The sequence below is a fragment of the Cellulomonas endophytica genome (assembly GCF_004123805.1).
Taxonomy (GTDB): Bacteria; Actinomycetota; Actinomycetes; order Actinomycetales; family Cellulomonadaceae; genus Cellulomonas; species Cellulomonas endophytica.
Window position 1 is genome coordinate 1 of record NZ_RWJX01000004.1, and the last position, 13,657, is coordinate 13,657.

Here is a 13,657-nt window from a genome sequence, read left to right on the forward strand (position 1 = left end):
ACCGGCCACCCCGGAGCAGCGGGCTGCGGCGGTGGCGGCGCTGGACGCGGCGCGGGCGGCGCTCGAGACGTCGCCCGCCGCCCCCCACGCGGAGCGTGCGGCGCTGGCCGCGGGCGCCGCACGGCTCGCGGCCGCCCTCGACCGCCCGCTACCGGTCGCACGGGTCGTCGCCGACCGGGTGGCCGCGCTGCCGTCCCTCGTCGCTCCGGTGACCGCCGCCCAGGCCGCCCGGCAGGCGGGGGAGGACGCCCGGGCCGCGGAGGCGTCCGCCGACGACACCGCGGCGCCCCAGGCCGGCGCCCCCGCCGCGGACGAGGAGCGGCGGGGCACGAGCGCGGCCTCCCGGTCCGCGTCCCCGGTCGCCCCGGCCTCCCCGGCCGACGCCGCGGCGACCCCGCCGGCACCGGGGTCGCCCGCGGCCCCGGCGGAGGTCGCGACGATCCCGGCCGGCGGCCTCGAGTGCCCGGGTGCGCCGACGGGCCCCGGCGCCGGCGAGCTCGGGGTCACCGCCGTCGGCGCGGCCGTCAACGCCTACCGGGAGGCGCGGGGTCTGCCCGCGCTGTCGGTGACGCGGTCGGGCGGCCTCGTCGAACACGCCGTCACCCAGGCCGACGCCGGGGGCATCTGGCACTCGGGCGCCGACCACGTCGTCGGGTGCGTGAGCGACGGCAGCGCGGGGTCCCTCGTCGCGGCGTGGGAGGCGTCGCCTCCGCACAGGGCGCAGATGGACCGCACGGACGTGACGGCGATGGCCGTGGGCGGCGCCGGGCTCGGCGGCTGGCTCTACGGCGTCGTCGCGTTCTCCTGACGGGTCCCTGCGCCGAGTCCCTGCGCCCCCGGCCGGCGTAGGGGTCGGGGGCGACCGCGCGGACGGCACCGCCAGGGGCTCGTCCCGGCCGACGTCTCCGCCGGCCGGGGCGGGGGCGTCAGGCGGAGCGGATCTCCAGGGTGCAGCACTTCGCGCCGCCGCCGCCCTTGAGGAGCTCGGTGGTGTCGACGGGCACGGGCCGGTAGCCGCGCAGGCGCAGCTGCTCCGCGAGGTCCACGGCCGCGGGCGCGACGACGACGTTCTCGCCGTCGGACACCGCGTTGAGGCCGAGCCCGGCGGCGTCCGTCGTCGTCGCGAGGACCGCGTCCGGGAAGCGCCGCTCGAGCTCCGCGCGCGAGGCGTCGGAGAAGGCGGGCGGGTAGTAGGCGACCTGCGGGTCGGCGGGGTCGCTCGAGAGGACCGCCAGCGCCGTGTCGAGGTGGTAGTAGTGCGGGTCGACGAGCTCCAGGCCGACGACCTCGACGTCCAGCACGCGACCGGCCTCGGCGTGGGCGGCGCGGTCGGTGCGGAAGCCGCAGCCCGCCAGCAGCACGTCCCCGACGAGGAGCATGTCGCCCTCGCCCTCGTTGATCTCGTCGGCGGTGTGCGTGACGAAGCCGTGGTCGGCGAACCACTTCTCGTACGCCGGCCCCTCCGGCTGGCGCTCGGGGTGCCGGAACCGCGCGGAGTACACGACCCCGCCCCGGACGGTGGCCCCGTTGGCGGCGTAGACCATGTCGGGGAGCCCGGCCAGGGGCTCGATGGTGTCGACGGTGTGCCCGAGCTCGAGGTAGACGTCGCGCAGGCGCCGCCACTGGTCGACGGCGCGCTGCGTGTCGGTCGCGCGCGAGCGGTCCATCCAGGGGTTGATCTCGTACGAGACGGTGTAGAACGTCGGCTCGCACATGAGGTACCGGCGGGGGGTGGCGCCGGGCGCGGTGCGGGTGGTCGCGCGGGTCATGGAGCTCCTCGGGAGTGGTGAGGACCGGTGGACGCGCCCACGCTACGACGGGCGCGGGCCCACCCCCGTGAGGCGGGCGTCAGGCGCCGGCGTGCCCGCGCAGGTAGGGGTCCGCCGCCCGCAGGGACCACAGGAGCATCGCGCGCAGGACGGGGGCCAGCAGGGGGCCCGTCAGCCGCGCCGGGACCGGTCCGGCCAGGTGCACGGTCTCCGTCCACGTGACGCGGCACCGCTCCCTCCCGCCGACGGGGAGCGCGGGGGAGACGTCGATCCCCGCCGTGCCGAGCAGGAGGGGTCCGAGCTTCGTGAAGCGGGACCGCCCCGGTGCGTCACCCGGGGCGGCGCCCGCCGGCGGGTCCCACCGGTCGATCCGCATCGTGTCGACGAGGCCGCGGCCGGAGCGACGGGCGAACGGGCCCGACACGGCGCGGATCACCTCGCCGACAGCCGGGTCGTCCCCGGTCACGCGCGTGAGCGGGATGAGCGCGCCGTGGTTGCGCCCGTCCGCCAGCAGCGCGAACGCCAGCGGCGCGGGGACGTCGAAGAACCGGGTCACGCGCACCGTCGGCACCCCGGCGGGCCCCGCGGAGCCGTCGGCGTCCGGGGTCCCGCCGGTGGGGGACGCGGACGGCACCGGGCCGCCGTGCTGGGTCTCGGGCATGGCGGGGAGCGTAGCCACGGGCCGGGACGCGGGCGACCGGGGACGCCGGGCCCCCCGGGGTCTCCACAGGCAGCCGGACGGGTCGGCGCCGGGGCCCGTGGGAGCGCGTGCGCGCCGGCTCGGTTAGCGTCGGCCGCATGGAGACTCGTGTGCTGGGAAGGACGGGGCGGTCCGTCGGCGTCGTGGGGCTGGGGTGCTGGCAGCTCGGCGCGGACTGGGGCGAGGTCGGGGAGGACCAGGCGCTCGCGGTCCTGGCGGCCGCCGTCGACGCGGGGGTGACCTTCCTCGACACGGCCGACGTCTACGGCGACGGGCGCAGCGAGCGGCTCGTCGGGCAGCTCGTCGCCGAGCGGGGCGGGACGGGCCCGGGCGGCCCGCTGACGGTGGCGACGAAGATGGGCCGCCGTGCCGACCCGCACGTGGCGGAGGCGTACACGCTCGACGCGTTCCGCGCCTGGACGGACCGGTCGCGGCAGAACCTCGGCGTCGACACCCTCGACCTCGTGCAGCTGCACTGCCCGCCGTCCGCGGTCCTCGGCACGGACGCCACGTACGAGGCGCTGGACACCCTCGTCGACGAGGGGCGCGTCGCGGCCTACGGCGTCTCCGTCGAGACCGTCGCCGAGGCACTGGCCGCCATCGCCCGGCCCCACGTCGCGTCCGTGCAGATCATCCTCAACGTCTTCCGGCGCAAGCCGCTCGAGCAGGTCCTGCCCGCCGCCGCCGAGGCGGGCGTGGCCATCATCGCCCGCGTGCCGCTGGCGAGCGGGCTGCTCTCCGGCAAGTACGACGAGAGCACGACCTTCGCGGCCGACGACCACCGCACCTACAACCGCCACGGCGAGGCGTTCGACGTGGGGGAGACGTTCTCCGGCGTCCCCTACGAGGTCGGCGTCGCCGCCGCCCGCGAGGTCGCCGCCCGGGCGCCCGCGGGGGCGACGACGGCGCAGACCGCCCTGCGCTGGATCGTCGACCAGCCCGGCGTCACGACCGTCATCCCGGGTGCGCGCACGGGCGAGCAGGCGCGGGCGAACGCCGCGGCGGCCGACCTGGCCCCGCTCGACGCCGGCACCCTGGACGCGCTGCGTGCCGTCTACGACGAGCGCGTCCGGGAGCACGTGCACGGGCGCTGGTGAGGCGCCGCCCCCCCGCTCGCGCCCTCCCGGCGCGCGCCGACGGGCGCCCGTGACGACGCCGGCCCGGCACCCTCAGGGGTGCCGGGCCGGTCCGCGTCCGCTGCGGCGCGCGCTGCGGGGTCAGTCCCGGTGGAGCAGCCGTCCCAGGATCCCGCGCCGCCCGTCGTCGCCGGAGGGCAGCCGGTGGACGGTGCCGAGGCCTCCGAGGTCCTCCGGGCCCGCGGGGGCCGCGCCGGCGCCGATCCGGGGCGACGTGCCGACCACCTCGATGACCGTGGGGAACCGCTCCGGCGGGGGGCCGAAGGTCGCACGCGCGCCCTCGACGACGGTGCGCCCCAGCGCCCGCGCCCCGGCGACGCCGACGGCCGCGCCGATGCCGAACGGCACGAGCCGCCCGAGCAGGAGGCCGCCGCGCTTCGCGAGCTGGTTGCGCAGGAGACGGCGGGCGAGCCGGTTGTTCACCGACCGCACGGTGCCGATCGGGAAGCGGGTGACGAGCGAGCTGGCCGCCCGGGCCGAGCCGAGGCCGAGGGCGTCCGTGACGGTCTTCGCGCCGTCCTCGCCGAGGATCGTCGTGAGCAGCAGCGCCCGGCGGCGCTCGATGTCCTCCACGGCGATGCCGTGCACGTCCGCCACCGCGAGGGAGAAGGCCGCCGACGCCGCGAGGAACGACGCGACGTCCCCCGCGGTGAGCGCCATCGCGGTCCCGGTGCCGACGCCGGGGAGCGTCGCGGCGGCGCCGACCGCCCCGCCGGAGCCCTGCACGAGGAGCATGTACTCGCGCTCGAGCAGCTCCAGGACGCGGGCGGGACCGGCCTCGGGGTTGCGGCGCCGCAGCGTCTGGACGTGGTCGTGGATCCGGTCGGACGGGATCTGCAGGGCCTTGTCGAGCGCCGCGACGAGAGGGGACTCCATGGTCCCGATCGTGGCACGGGCACCCCGCCGCGGCGCGGTGGCGCGGTCGTGGGGCAGCGTGCGACGGCCCCGCGCACGCCCCTACCCGGCCGGCTGCTCGGCCTGCTGCTCCTGGCCGCCCGCCGCCCGCAGGCCGTCCTGCGAGGCGGGCACCGCGTCGACCACGCGCAGCGCCACCTCCGCGCCGTGCTCGAGCGTCCGGCCGACGGTGCAGTGCTCGTCGACGGCGCGGGCGAGCGTCGTCAGCAGGCGCGTGCGGGCCGCCTCGTCGAGCCCCGACAGGTCGACGACGAGCTCCTCCGCCAGCGCGGGGTAGCGGTCGGCGCTCTCGTCCGTCGGCCCGCCGACGCGGATGGTGACGGGCACGTCGTCGCCGAGCCGGCGGGAGATCGTGAAGTCGGCGGCCAGGCCCGAGCAGGCGGCCAGCGCGATCTTCAGGAGCTCGCCGGGGGAGAAGGCGCCGGGGGTGCCGACGGAGGCGATGCGGACCTCCGCGCCGCGGGAGCTGCGGCCGGTGTAGGCGCGGGTGCCGGTGCGCTCCACCCACAGGGCGGTGCTCTCCGCGTTGCGGGGGTCGGCCGTGAGGTCGGCGACGTCCACGGGGCTGCCGGCGTCGGCGGCGTCGAGGTGCGTGATCATGCCGCCATCGTCGCACCGGGGGCGCGGCGGGCGGGAGGGTCGCCCGCATGCGCGTCGTCGCGGCCTCGGTGATGCTGGTCGGGCACGGCGGGCGGGACGACGAGGGGTGGACGCGGTGGACGGCAGCGCACGGTGGACGGCGGCCCTCGTGGGGGCGCTGGGGATCGGCGGCGCGTCGGTCGCGGCGACGCGCGCGGTGCAGAAGGCACGCCCCCGTCCGCGCCCGGACCGCTGGCACGCGGTGACGGTCGACCGCGCCCCCGCGGACCTGCAGGGGGTGGCGGCCGCGCCGCCCGAGCCCCTCGCGGCGCTCGGCGACGACCTCGAGATCGACCTGCGGCCGGCACCCGGTGACCGGGGCACGGAGCTGCGCGCCCGCGCGCGGCGCCCCGGGCTGCTCGTCGACGCGGACGTGCGGGACGCGCTGCGGCGCTCGCGGTCCCTGCTCGAGGTCGGCGAGGTCGTCCAGCCCGACGAGCCCGGCACGACGCGGCGCACGGTGACGTCGCTGCCGCTGGAGCTCGCCATCCGTCACGGGCGCGAGGGGGGCCGGCTGTGAGGGCGCTGACCTGGCAGGGCGTGAACGAGCTCTCCGTCGAGACGGTTCCCGACCCGACGGTGCAGAGCCCCACCGACATGCTCGTGCGCGTCGTGCGCACGGTCTCGTGCGGGTCGGACCTGCACCTGCTCGGCGGGTACATCCCCTTCATGCGGGCCGGGGACGTCATCGGGCACGAGTTCGTCGGCGAGGTCGTCGAGGTGGGCGCGGACGTGCGCCGCCACCGGGTGGGCGACCGCGTCGTCATGTCGTCCTTCATCGCGTGCGGGCGGTGCTGGTACTGCCGCCACGAGGAGTTCTCCCTCTGCGACAACACCAACACGAACCCCGCCATCACCGAGGCGCTGTGGGGCTTCTCGCCCGGCGGCTGCTTCGGCTACTCCCACGCCATGGGCGGCAACGCCGGCAGCCACGCGGAGTACGTCCGGGTGCCCATGGCGGACCACACGGCGTTCACCATCCCGGACGCCGTCTCGTACGAGCGGGCGCTGTTCGCCTCCGACTCCGTCGCGACGGCGTGGACGGGCGTCGAGCTCGGCGGGGTGGCCCCGGGGGACGTCGTCGCGATCTGGGGCGCGGGGGCCGTGGGCCAGATGGCGGCGCGGGTCGCCCAGCTCGTCGGCGCCGAGCGGGTGCTCGTCATCGACCGGGTCCCGGAGCGGCTGGAGCAGGTCCGCCGGTACGTCGGCGCGGAGACGATCGACTACAGCACCCAGCACGTGGGCTCCGAGCTGCTGGAGGCGACGGGCGGCCGGGGGCCCGACGTCTGCATCGAGGCCGTCGGGATGGAGGCGCACGCGCCGGGCCCGGACTTCCTCTACGACCAGGTCAAGCAGCAGCTGCGGCTGCAGACGGACCGGCCCACCGCGCTGCGGGAGGCGGTCTACCAGTGCCGCAAGGGCGGGACGGTCTTCGTCCTCGGCGTCTTCGCCGGGGTCGTCGACAAGTTCCCCGTCGGCGCGATGATGAACAAGGGGCTCACGGTCCGCGGCGCGCAGATGCACGGGCCGCGGTACATCCCCCGGATCCTCGAGCGCATGGAGCGCGGCGAGATCGTCACGGAGCACCTCGCGACGCACGTGATGCCGCTCGAGGAGGCCCCGCACGGCTACGAGCTGTTCAAGGACAAGAAGGACGGCTGCGTCCGGGCGGTCTTCACGCCCTGACGCGGCCGGCGTCCCCGCCGCCTGGAGCCGTCGGGCGGCACGACGAGGGACCGGGGCGACCCGGCCCGGCCGGACCCGTGCCGGCGCACGCACCCAGGAGGTCACGATGAGCGACGAGACGGCCCGCGGCACGCTGCCGATCCCCGACTACGACCACCTGCCCATCGGCAGCCTGGGCCACCGGCTGCGGTCGCTGGAGGCCGAGGAGCTCGAGGTGCTGCGGCGGTACGAGGTGGCGCACGGGAACCGCGTGCCGGTGCTGCAGCTCGTGGACACCCGGCTGTCCGAGCTCGCGGCGGGGGAGGAGCCCTCGGGCGGCGACCCGGCCGCCGTCGCGCCGGAGCTCGCCGCCGGGGCTGCCGGGGCTGCCGGGGGGAGCGCCGTGAGCCCGGCGATCCAGGGGCCGGCCCAGAACCCGCCCTCCCACGGCGACCCGACGAACCCCGCCCAGCCCCGGAGCTGACCGCCGCCGGCCGGCGGCACCGCCCGGGCGCACCGCTGCGAGCGGCGGTCGACCCCCTGTCGGGGCGGCCGTCGCCCCGCGGTCCTCCCCTGCACCACGCCCCCGCGCCCGGCGCGTGCCCCCGCGCCCCGGGCGGGATAGAACTGGGGCATGCCGACCAGCCACGTCGAGACGGAGCACAAGTACGAGCTCGACGAGGGGGCGGCGCTGCCGTCCCTCACGGAGCTCCTCGCCGGCGCCGGGGGCGGGGGCGAGGAGGACGCGTCGCCCGTCGAGAGCGCCGAGGACCTCGAGCTGCGCACCGTCTACCTCGACACCCCGGACGGACGGCTCGCCGCCGACGGCATCTCCCTGCGCCGGCGCGAGGGCGGGGTCGACGACGGCTGGCACCTCAAGGTCCCCGTCGAGGGCGGCGACGCCCCTGCGCGGCGGGAGGTCCACCTGCCGCTGACGGCGGACGAGACGGTGCCGGAGGAGCTCGTCGAGCTCGTGCGGGCCCGCACGGAGGACGGCCCGCTGGCCCCCGTCGCCCGGCTGCGCGTGCACCGGCACGTCCGCCGGCTGGCGCGACCGGACGGCCCGGTCCTCGTCGAGCTCGCCGACGACCGGGTCGAGGCCCGGCGCGTCCGGCCGGCGGCCGCCGCACCCGCGCCGGGCCAGGGCGACCAGGGCGACCAGGGCGACCAGGGCGACCAGGGCGACCAGGGCGACCAGGGTGACCAGGGTGGGCCGGGCGAGGAGCTCACGGAGGACGCGGCGGCCGGCGAGCAGAGCGGTCCCGTGCAGCGGTGGCGGGAGGCGGAGCTCGAGCTCGTCGACGGCGAGCCCGGGCTCCTCGAGCGCCTCGACGCCGCGCTGCGCGCGACCGGCGTGCGGCCCTCGTCGAGCGGGTCGAAGCGCGCCCGCGCGCTGGCCGGCGCCGAGCCCGGCGCGACCGGCGGCGGGGGCGGGGCGGAGGACGAGCACCCGACGGACGGGGCCGCGGGGGACGTGCCCGGCGCGACCCCGCCGGGCCCGGTCGACGCCGCGCGGCTGCGGTCCCCGCGGGCGACGGCCGCCGAGGTCGTCCGGGCCCACCTGGCGGAGCAGGTGCGGGAGGTCGTCGAGCGCGACCTCGCGGTGCGCCTCGAGCTGCCCGACGCGGTGCACAAGATGCGCGTCGCGACACGGCGGCTCCGGTCGGCGCTGCGCACGTTCCGACCCCTGCTCGACCCGGCGACGACGGAGCCGCTGCGCGCCGAGCTGAGGTGGCTCGCGGGCGAGCTCGGCACGGCCCGCGACGCCGAGGTGCTCCGTGAGCGGCTCGTCGGCGCCGCCCGGGCGGAGGGCGGGCACGACCAGAAGGCGCTGCACGCGCTCGACCGCCGCCTGGAGGGCGACCACCGCGCCGCCCTCGAGGGCGTGGGCCGGTCGCTGGGCTCCGAGCGGTACCGCGCGCTGCTCGTCGCCCTGCACGCCCTCGTCGCCGCACCGCCCTTCACCCCGGCGGCGGACCGCCGCGCCTCCCGCGTGCTGCCGGGGCGGGTGCGCTGGTCCTGGAAGCGGCTGCGGCGGCTGGTGGAGCGGGCGAGGTCGCTGCCCCCGGGCGAGGAGCGCGACCGGACCTGGCACGAGGCGCGCAAGGCGGCCAAGAGGGCGCGGTACGCGGCGGAGTCCGTCGCGCCGGCCTTCGGCAAGGACGCCGCGCGGTTCGCCGCGGCCGTCGAGGGCGTGCAGGAGGTGCTGGGGGAGCACCAGGACGCCGTGGTCGCCCGCGAGACCCTCGCCCGCACGGCCCGCCAGGGCGGCACGGCGCGGCGGACGGCCTTCCTCCTCGGGCGCCTCGACGCCGTCGAGCGTGACCGCGCGGCCGCCGCGGGGGCCCGCGTGGAGAAGGCCTGGCGCGCGGCGCGCCGCCGCCGTCTGCGCCGCTGGTTGGGCTGAGGGGCGGGAGCGGGCAGGATCGGCGCATGACGAGCGCCCCCACCGCGCGCGCCCTGCGGGCGGCGGCCGTCGGCGCGCTCGTCCTGCTCGCGCTCGCGGCGGTCGTGCACGGGGTCGCGGCGCTCACGTCGGTCGACGTGCCCCGCCCCGTGGGCGGCGCGCTCTTCGTCGGCGCGTTCGCCCTCGCGGCGTTCGTCGTGGCCGTGCGCGCGGTGCTCGACCGTGCCGACCGCGCCTCGTGGGTGATGCTCGCGGCCGGTCTCGTCGCCTACGGGACGGGCAGCCTGCTCTGGCTGGACGCGGACCCGTGGCTCCCGTTCGACTTCCCCACGCCGTCCGACGTCCTCTGGGTCGCCTTCTACCTCCTCGCCTACGCCTCGATCGTCCGCCACGTGCGGCGCGTCCGGAACGACGCGCCGCTGACCCTCGGGGCGGACGGGCTCATCGCGGCGCTCTCGGCCGGCGCCGTCGTCCTGTCGATCGCCCGGCCGGAGGTCCGCGGGGACGTCGAGGACGTCGCGACGGCGCTGCTCTACCCCGTCGGCGACCTGGTCCTGGTCGCGCTCGTCCTCGTGGCCCTCGCGGTGCGCTCCTGGCGGCCGGACCCCACCTGGACCGGTCTCGGCCTCGGCTTCGGGGCGTTCGCGGTCGCCGACCTCCTCTACGCCCTGCAGCAGTCGGACGGGGTCTTCGTCCGGGGCGGGCCGGTCGACACGCTCTGGATCGTCTCGGCCGGGCTCCTCGCGCTCGGCGCGCACGTGCGCCGGCGCGCGGCGGACACGCCCGGCGCCCCCGTGTGGGGGGTCGTCGTCCCGCTCGTGGGCACCACGACGAGCGTGCTCATGCTGGCGGTGACGACGTTCCGCGAGAGCCCGGTCGTCGTCGCCTGCGCCGCGGCGGCCGTCCTCGTGGGCCTGGTGCGGACGGTGCGCCTGGCCGTCGACGCGACCGCGCTGGCCGAGAGCCGCGTCGAGGCGCGCACGGACGTCCTCACGGAGCTGCCCAACCGCCGCGCGTTCCTCGAGGGCGTCGAGTCGGCCCGGCAGGGGCAGGCCGTCGCGGTCGTCCTCATCGACCTCGACCGGTTCAAGGACGTCAACGACTCCCTCGGGCACCCGGCGGGCGACGAGCTGCTCACCGTCGTGGGCCGCCGCTTCCACGGCGCGCTGCGCGACGGGGACCTGCTCGCCCGGCTCGGCGGCGACGAGTTCGCGGTGTGCTGCGCGGGCGACGAGAGGGTCGCGCGAGCGCTGGTGGAGCGGCTCCGCGGGCGGCTGGAGCGCCCCGTGCACCTCGCCGACGGCGTCGCCGTGCACGTGTCCGCGAGCTTCGGCGTCGCGGTGACGGACCCCGACGAGCTCGACGTGCACGAGCTGCTGCGCCGCGCCGACATCGCGCTCTACGACGCGAAGGACGCCGCGGCGACGGTCGTGTACGACGTGGCCGCGCACCACCAGGCCCTCACCCGGCTGACGCTGGCGGAGACCCTGCGCCGGGGCATCGGCGAGGGCGACCTGGTCGTGGCGTTCCAGCCCCAGGTGACGCTGGGCGACGGCGTCCCCCACCCGCACGGCGTGGAGGCGCTGGTGCGGTGGCAGCACCCGACGCGCGGCCTGCTGGGCCCCGGGGAGTTCCTCGGCGCCGCGCGGCGGGCCGGGCTCATGCCGGCGCTGACGGAGGCCGTCCTCGAGCAGTCGCTCGCCGCGTGCCGCCGGTTGCGCGACGGCGGCCACCCCCTCGCCGTGTCGGTGAACCTCGCGCCCGCCGGGCTGCTCGACCCCCTGCTCACGGCGCGGCTCGCCGCCGCCGTCGACCGGCACGGCCTGCCCCCGGAGGCCCTCGTCCTGGAGCTCACCGAGGAGGCCGTGCTGCGGGACCGGACGGCGGCCGGCCGCGCGCTGGCCGACCTGCGCGCGCACGGCTTCGCCACCTCCATCGACGACTTCGGCACCGGCTGGTCCTCGCTGTCCTACCTGGCGTCGCTGCCGCTCGACGAGGTGAAGGTCGACCGGTCCTTCGTCGCGCAGCTCGACGAGCCGCGCGTGCAGGCGGTGGTGCGCGCCGTCCGGCGGCTCACGTGGGACCTGGGGCTGTCCCTGCTCGCGGAGGGCGTCGAGGACCAGGGGCAGGCGCGCTGGGTGCGCGAGGCGGGGGTGGACCGCGCCCAGGGCTACCACTTCGCGCGGCCCCTCTTCGAGGCGGACCTCGTGGCCTGGCTCACCGCCAGCGGGACGGCGGTGCCGGCGGCCGGCAGCCGCGACTGACAGCCGTCCCCGGCCCGTGGCAGGGTGCCGCCGTGAGCACGCCCGACACGTCCCCCCTGCGCCCCCTGCGCCCCCGGCCGACGCTGCGGACGGAGCACCTCGTGCTCGTACCGCTCGGCCCTGAGCACGCCGAGGGGACGTGGCGCCTGCTGCAGGACGACGAGGGCAACCGGCTGACCGGCACGACGGCCACGTTCACGCGCGCGTCCGTCGACCGCTGGCTGGCAGGGCTCGCCGCGTCCGACGACCGTCTCGACTGGGCCGTGACGCGCGCCGAGGACGGTGCGTACCTCGGGGAGGTCGTCCTCAACGACCTGGACGCGGAGAGCGCGACGATGAACTTCCGCATCGCCCTGCTGCCCGAGGGGCGCGGCCGCGGCCTGGGCACGGAGGCGACCCGGGCCGTCGTCGAGCACGCCTTCTCCGGGATCGGCCTGCACCGCGTGACGCTCGACGTGCTGGCGTACAACCCCGGGGCGCAGCGGGCCTACGAGAAGGCCGGCTTCGTCGTGGAGGGCCGCCGCCGCCACGACCTGCGCTGGCGGGGCGAGTGGGTCGACGCCGTGCTCATGAGCATCCTGGAGACCGACCCGCGCTGACGGCAGGCCGTCCGTGGGCGGACGCCCGGGCCCGTCGGTCCCGCCCGAGGGCGTTCCGCAGCGCCGGCCCGACGACCACCACCGCACCGCAGGAGCCCGCGGCCGGGACGCCGGCCGCCCCTACTGGAGGCAGAACTCGTTGCCCTCCGGGTCCTGCATCACCACCCAGTAGCTGCCCATCTCCTCGCCCTGGCCGATCCGGGTGGCGCCGAGGGCGAGCACCTCGCCCACCCGCGCGTCCACCCGGGCCCGCCGCTCGTCCAGCGGGACGCCGCGGCCGCCGCCGACGGCCACGTCGAGGTGGACCCGGTTCTTCGCCGTCTTGCCCTCGGGCACGCGCTGGAACAGCAGCCGGGGGCCGACCCCCTCCGGGTCGACCACCGACCAGGCCGAGTCGCGCTGGTCGGACGGCACCCCCTGCGCGTCGAGGAACGCGTCCCACGAGTCGAAGCCGTCGGGCGGCGGCTGGTCCACGTACCCCAGCAGCTCCCCCCAGAACCGCCCCAGCGCGAGCGGGTCGGCGGCGTCGAACGTCACCTGGAAACCCGTGGCCATGTCTGCCCCCCGTGTCGGTCGGACGACGTCGATCCGGCGTCCCCGCCGACGCTAGCGGGAGCCACCGACACGGCGCCCGGACCCCGCGGCCCCTCCCGTCGCGGAGCGCGCCCGGACCCCGTCGCACCCCGTGGTCACCCGGTCCGCACGTCGACGACCACCCGGGGCGGGTCCGCCAGGGCGAAGACGCGGAAGGGCCGCCGCTCGTCCACACCCACCCAGACCGACGTGAGGCCCTCGAACACGACGCCGTGGACGACCTCGACGACGGCGCCCGTACCCGTCGGGGTGAGCCGCGCGGGGCCGCTGTAGGGCGGGACCCCGCTCTCGCCCGGGTACGTGGTCCCGCTGACGACCACGCCGAGGACGGCGCCGCCCGCCACGGCGACCGGTGCGCCGGAGCCGTCCTCCCGGGGGTCGGCCGTGTACCCGGCGCGCCACCCGGGCGTACCCGTCCCGGCCAGGTCGAGGACGACCCGGTCGTAGCCGACGTGCGCCCCGACGCGCACGTCGACGAGCCCCAGCCGGGCCTCCCCGGCGGGGTCCGCGGTGTCGACGGAGGTGTCGACGGAGGTGTCGGCGGGGAAGGGCACCTCGGTGGCCGGCGCGTCGTCCTCCGTCCCGCCCGCGGGGACGGTGACCGTCGGCCCGGGCGAGGGCGGCGGCACGGTCGCCGGTCCCGTGGGGCCGCCGCCCGGCGCCGGGCTGCCCGGCACGGGCGTGGCCGGCACGGACGGCGTCGCGTCGGGCGCGGGGGCGGCGGTGGCGGAGGGGCCGGGCCCCTCGTCGTCCCCGGTGCACCCGGCCAGCGCGGCGGGCACCAGGAGCACCGCCAGCGTCAGGGCGGCGGCGCGGCGGCCGGAGGGGTGGCGTGCGCGACGTCGCGCTCGGGTGGACATCTCGGCCTCCCTCGACCGGGGGCACGGACGCGCCCCCGGCGCTGCACGACCCACGGTCCTCGTGCCCGGCGGCGCGGGCAAGGGAGCGCGCGGGTGAGGTCGCGCTGCG

14 protein-coding genes are annotated in these 13,657 nt (G+C 78.1%); 8 read left to right on the forward strand and 6 right to left on the reverse strand.

What is annotated here, in order from left to right; translation table 11 throughout:
* Positions 1-808 (forward strand): CAP domain-containing protein (locus EJA20_RS18560; RefSeq protein ID WP_164983799.1); only part of this gene is annotated, 808 nt, incomplete at its 5' end.
* Between the two features lie 118 nt (positions 809-926).
* On the opposite strand, the gene ddaH is transcribed toward EJA20_RS18560, so the two are convergent.
* A complete protein-coding gene (gene ddaH, locus EJA20_RS02010; protein WP_129336515.1) occupies positions 927-1,769 on the reverse strand; it encodes a dimethylargininase in 843 nt (280 codons plus the stop codon).
* Positions 1,770-1,848: 79 nt separating this feature from the next.
* Entirely contained in the window at positions 1,849-2,430 is a 582-nt protein-coding gene (locus tag EJA20_RS02015) for an SRPBCC family protein (RefSeq protein WP_129336516.1), read from the reverse strand.
* Positions 2,431-2,567: 137 nt separating this feature from the next.
* On the opposite strand from EJA20_RS02015, the gene EJA20_RS02020 reads away from it, so the two are divergent.
* The gene (locus tag EJA20_RS02020) at positions 2,568-3,566 is read left to right on the forward strand and encodes an aldo/keto reductase (protein WP_129336517.1); all 999 of its coding nucleotides are present in this window, start codon (positions 2,568-2,570) and stop codon (positions 3,564-3,566) included.
* 120 nt (positions 3,567-3,686) lie between these two features.
* Here EJA20_RS02020 and EJA20_RS02025 read toward each other — a convergent pair whose 3' ends face one another.
* Together EJA20_RS02025 and EJA20_RS02030 are read right to left on the reverse strand one after the other, a co-directional pair.
* On the reverse strand, positions 3,687-4,481 hold the full coding sequence (locus EJA20_RS02025; protein WP_129336518.1) for a hypothetical protein: 795 nt from the start codon (positions 4,479-4,481) through the stop codon (positions 3,687-3,689).
* A gap of 81 nt (positions 4,482-4,562) precedes the next feature.
* The gene (locus EJA20_RS02030; protein WP_129336519.1) at positions 4,563-5,120 is read right to left on the reverse strand and encodes an OsmC family protein; all 558 of its coding nucleotides are present in this window, start codon (positions 5,118-5,120) and stop codon (positions 4,563-4,565) included.
* Positions 5,121-5,235: 115 nt separating this feature from the next.
* Between EJA20_RS02030 and EJA20_RS02035 the strand changes: the two genes are divergently transcribed.
* The 6 genes from EJA20_RS02035 to EJA20_RS02060 all read left to right on the forward strand — a co-directional run bounded on the left by EJA20_RS02035 (position 5,236) and on the right by EJA20_RS02060 (position 12,094).
* On the forward strand, positions 5,236-5,679 hold the full coding sequence (locus EJA20_RS02035; RefSeq protein WP_129336610.1) for a hypothetical protein: 444 nt from the start codon (positions 5,236-5,238) through the stop codon (positions 5,677-5,679).
* Entirely contained in the window at positions 5,676-6,845 is a 1,170-nt protein-coding gene (locus EJA20_RS02040; RefSeq protein WP_129336520.1) for a zinc-dependent alcohol dehydrogenase, read from the forward strand. The genes EJA20_RS02035 and EJA20_RS02040 overlap by 4 nt, the downstream gene beginning before the upstream one ends.
* A 106-nt stretch (positions 6,846-6,951) precedes the next feature.
* Entirely contained in the window at positions 6,952-7,308 is a 357-nt protein-coding gene (locus EJA20_RS19675; RefSeq protein WP_129336521.1) for a DUF8129 domain-containing protein, read from the forward strand.
* Positions 7,309-7,458: 150 nt separating this feature from the next.
* A complete protein-coding gene (locus tag EJA20_RS02050) occupies positions 7,459-9,231 on the forward strand; it encodes a CYTH and CHAD domain-containing protein (protein ID WP_129336522.1) in 1,773 nt (590 codons plus the stop codon).
* A gap of 26 nt (positions 9,232-9,257) precedes the next feature.
* Positions 9,258-11,495 (forward strand): putative bifunctional diguanylate cyclase/phosphodiesterase, encoded by a 2,238-nt coding sequence (locus EJA20_RS02055; protein WP_129336523.1) that lies wholly within the window; start codon positions 9,258-9,260, stop codon positions 11,493-11,495.
* Between the two features lie 32 nt (positions 11,496-11,527).
* Positions 11,528-12,094: a GNAT family N-acetyltransferase gene (locus tag EJA20_RS02060; protein WP_240674900.1), complete on the forward strand. Its 567-nt coding sequence runs from the start codon at positions 11,528-11,530 to the stop codon at positions 12,092-12,094.
* Positions 12,095-12,214: 120 nt separating this feature from the next.
* Here EJA20_RS02060 and EJA20_RS02065 read toward each other — a convergent pair whose 3' ends face one another.
* Positions 12,215-12,649, reverse strand: a complete 435-nt coding sequence (locus EJA20_RS02065; RefSeq protein WP_129336524.1) for a VOC family protein — start codon at positions 12,647-12,649, stop codon at positions 12,215-12,217.
* Between the two features lie 134 nt (positions 12,650-12,783).
* Positions 12,784-13,548, reverse strand: coding sequence for an AMIN-like domain-containing (lipo)protein (locus EJA20_RS02070; RefSeq protein WP_129336525.1), 765 nt, complete (start codon positions 13,546-13,548; stop codon positions 12,784-12,786).
* Positions 13,549-13,657: the final 109 nt, after the last annotated feature.

Coding starts and splice junctions, on each gene's coding strand:
- ddaH (WP_129336515.1), bottom strand. CDS start 1,769: ATGACCCGCGCGACCACCCGCACCGCGCCCGGCGCCACCCCCCGCCGG.
- EJA20_RS02015 (WP_129336516.1), bottom strand. CDS start 2,430: ATGCCCGAGACCCAGCACGGCGGCCCGGTGCCGTCCGCGTCCCCCACC.
- EJA20_RS02020 (WP_129336517.1), top strand. CDS start 2,568: ATGGAGACTCGTGTGCTGGGAAGGACGGGGCGGTCCGTCGGCGTCGTG.
- EJA20_RS02025 (WP_129336518.1), bottom strand. CDS start 4,481: ATGGAGTCCCCTCTCGTCGCGGCGCTCGACAAGGCCCTGCAGATCCCG.
- EJA20_RS02030 (WP_129336519.1), bottom strand. CDS start 5,120: ATGATCACGCACCTCGACGCCGCCGACGCCGGCAGCCCCGTGGACGTC.
- EJA20_RS19675 (WP_129336521.1), top strand. CDS start 6,952: ATGAGCGACGAGACGGCCCGCGGCACGCTGCCGATCCCCGACTACGAC.
- EJA20_RS02050 (WP_129336522.1), top strand. CDS start 7,459: ATGCCGACCAGCCACGTCGAGACGGAGCACAAGTACGAGCTCGACGAG.
- EJA20_RS02055 (WP_129336523.1), top strand. CDS start 9,258: ATGACGAGCGCCCCCACCGCGCGCGCCCTGCGGGCGGCGGCCGTCGGC.
- EJA20_RS02065 (WP_129336524.1), bottom strand. CDS start 12,649: ATGGCCACGGGTTTCCAGGTGACGTTCGACGCCGCCGACCCGCTCGCG.
- EJA20_RS02070 (WP_129336525.1), bottom strand. CDS start 13,548: ATGTCCACCCGAGCGCGACGTCGCGCACGCCACCCCTCCGGCCGCCGC.